Origin of the sequence: Nocardiopsis rhodophaea (genome assembly GCF_039530945.1) — a bacterium.
Taxonomy (GTDB): domain Bacteria; phylum Actinomycetota; class Actinomycetes; order Streptosporangiales; family Streptosporangiaceae; genus Nocardiopsis_C; species Nocardiopsis_C rhodophaea.
Map to the genome: position 1 here is coordinate 1 of NZ_BAAAPC010000045.1, position 2,309 is coordinate 2,309.

The 2,309-nt window shown below is 67.3% G+C and carries 1 protein-coding gene; it reads left to right on the forward strand.

The window, feature by feature from the left end; all coding sequences use genetic code 11:
* Positions 1 to 2,309, forward strand: a 2,309-nt coding sequence (locus tag ABD259_RS25565) for a condensation domain-containing protein (RefSeq protein WP_344165835.1), incomplete at both ends; no start/stop codon positions are given.

Sequence of the window (2,309 nt, forward strand, 5' to 3'; positions counted from 1 at the left end):
CGAACGCCTCTACCTGGAGGGCGGGGACCTTCCTGCGAAGACCACCTCCTTCGCCGGCTGGACCCAACGCCTGGCCGAGCACGCCCACAGCGAGCACGTCACGGGCCAGGCCGACTACTGGGAGCGGGTCGCCGCCTCCATCAGCCCGTTGCCCGTCGACCACAACATCCACGACACCGCCCGCACTCACCGTCTTACCCTGCCCGCCGATACGACGGCGGAGTTGCTCCAGGCGGCACAGGAGATGAGGGCCCGGCCCGACGAACTGGTTCTGACCGCCTGTGCCCAGGCTCTGACCTGCTGGGCCGGCCAGGACGCCATCACCGTCGACGTGGAGGGTCACGGCCGAGAACGCTTGTTTGACGATGTCAACACGGCCCGGACCGTCGGCTGGTTCACCGCGCTCCGCCCCGTCCCCCTCAACGTCGGCAGGACCAGCACCGCTGAGGCCGTCCGGGTGGTGAAGGAAGCCCTGCGGGAAGCCCCGGACAACGGGATCGGCTACGGCCTGTTGCGGGCCTACACCGACCTACTGCCCGATACCCCCGATGCCCCAGTCCTGTTCAACTACCTCGGCCACATCGACCAGTCCGGTGACGCCTTCGCCCTGCGCTTTGACGAGGGGCAGACCGACGCCGCCTATTCTCTGGAGAACAGGCGGCACCACGCGATCGAGATCAACGCCGGTCTCTACCAGGACCAGATGGTGGTCGATCTCGAACACGACCCAGGCGGGCTTAGTGGCACCACCGCCGAGGAGCTGCTCGACGGCGTTCGCCGGTATCTCATCGAGCTGACCTCACCGGACTGCCACGAGGTGGCTCGCACGCTCGTTCCCTCCGACTTCCCCCTGGCTCACCTCGACAGCACCGAGCTCGATCGGATCGGTGCGGACCACGGCTCCGCAGAGGATCTGCTCCCTGCCACCCCTATGCAGCGCGGGCTGCTGTTCCACACCCTCGCTGCCCCCGATTCCGGGGTCTACACGGAGCAGATCCGGCTCCTACTGACCGGGCACCTAGACGTCCCTCGCCTGCGGGATGCGTGGCAGCGGACCGTGCGACGCCACCCGGCGCTGCGCACCGCGCTCGCTTGGACGGGCTTGGCCACCCCACACCAGGTGGTGCACCCGGAGGTCGACGCACCGATCGAGGTGCTGGACTGGACAGCCGTCGAGAACGCCGACGACAGGATCGCGGTCCTGTTGCGCGAGGACCGCACGGCCGGGTTCGACCTTTCCGCCCCGCCACTCATGCGGCTCCACCTGATCCGCGTGGCCGACAACACCTGGGAATTCCTCTGGTCGCACCACCACGTGTTGCTGGACGGGTGGAGCGCGTCGCTGGTGCTGGATGACTTCTTCGGCGTTTACCGGGCCATGCTCAGCGGTGGGCAGCCCGCCGTTTCGATGGCACCGCCGTACCGGGACTACGTGGCCTGGTTGGAGGAGCAGGACCTGGGGCGGGCCGAAACGTATTGGCGCTCCCACCTGGCCGGGTTCACCGAGCCGACGAGGCTCGGCAACGAACAGGCCGCCGCCCTCGTCACGCGCCGCCCCGAGGCTGCCGAGGCCACGGCCGAACTTCCGCAGGAGCTGTCCGACCGCGTCCGCACGTTCGCGCGCGAGCACGGACTGACCCTGAACACCGTGCTGATGGGAGTCTGGTCGCTGCTGCTGTCCCGGTACTCCGGCAAGGACGACCTGGTCTTCGGGGTCACCTCGGCCGGCCGCCCCGCTGAGATCCCCGATGTGGAGCGGATGGTCGGCCTTTTCATCAACACGCTCCCCGCCCGGGTCCACGTTGCGGAGGAACGGCGGGTCGTGGACTGGCTGCGCAGCCTCCAGGAAACCGAGACGGAGCGCCGCCAGTACGAGAACACCCCTCTCGCCAAGGTTCAGGAGTGGAGCGACGCCCTGGCAAGCACCTCGCTGTTCGACCACATCCTCGTGGTGGAGAACTATTTGCTCGATGACGAGGTCTTCCAGATCGATCGTGACTTGCGGGTCTCGGACTACCGCGCCTATGAGCAGACCAACTACCTGCTGGCGCTCGTGATCGAACCACGCGACCACCTGATCCTCCGCACGCGCCATGATCCAGACCGACTCGCCGCCGAAGCGGTGGATCGGTTCCTCGATCACTTCGAGGTGCTACTCAAGGGCATGATCGCCGATGCCGATCAGGAGGTTGGGCGGATCCCTCTGTTGTCGGTGGAGGAGTACGACACCGTGGTGCGTGGGTGGAATGCCACTGCCGAGGACTTCGGTGCTGCTGCTGCGGGGTGTCTGCACGAGAAGGTGTGGGACG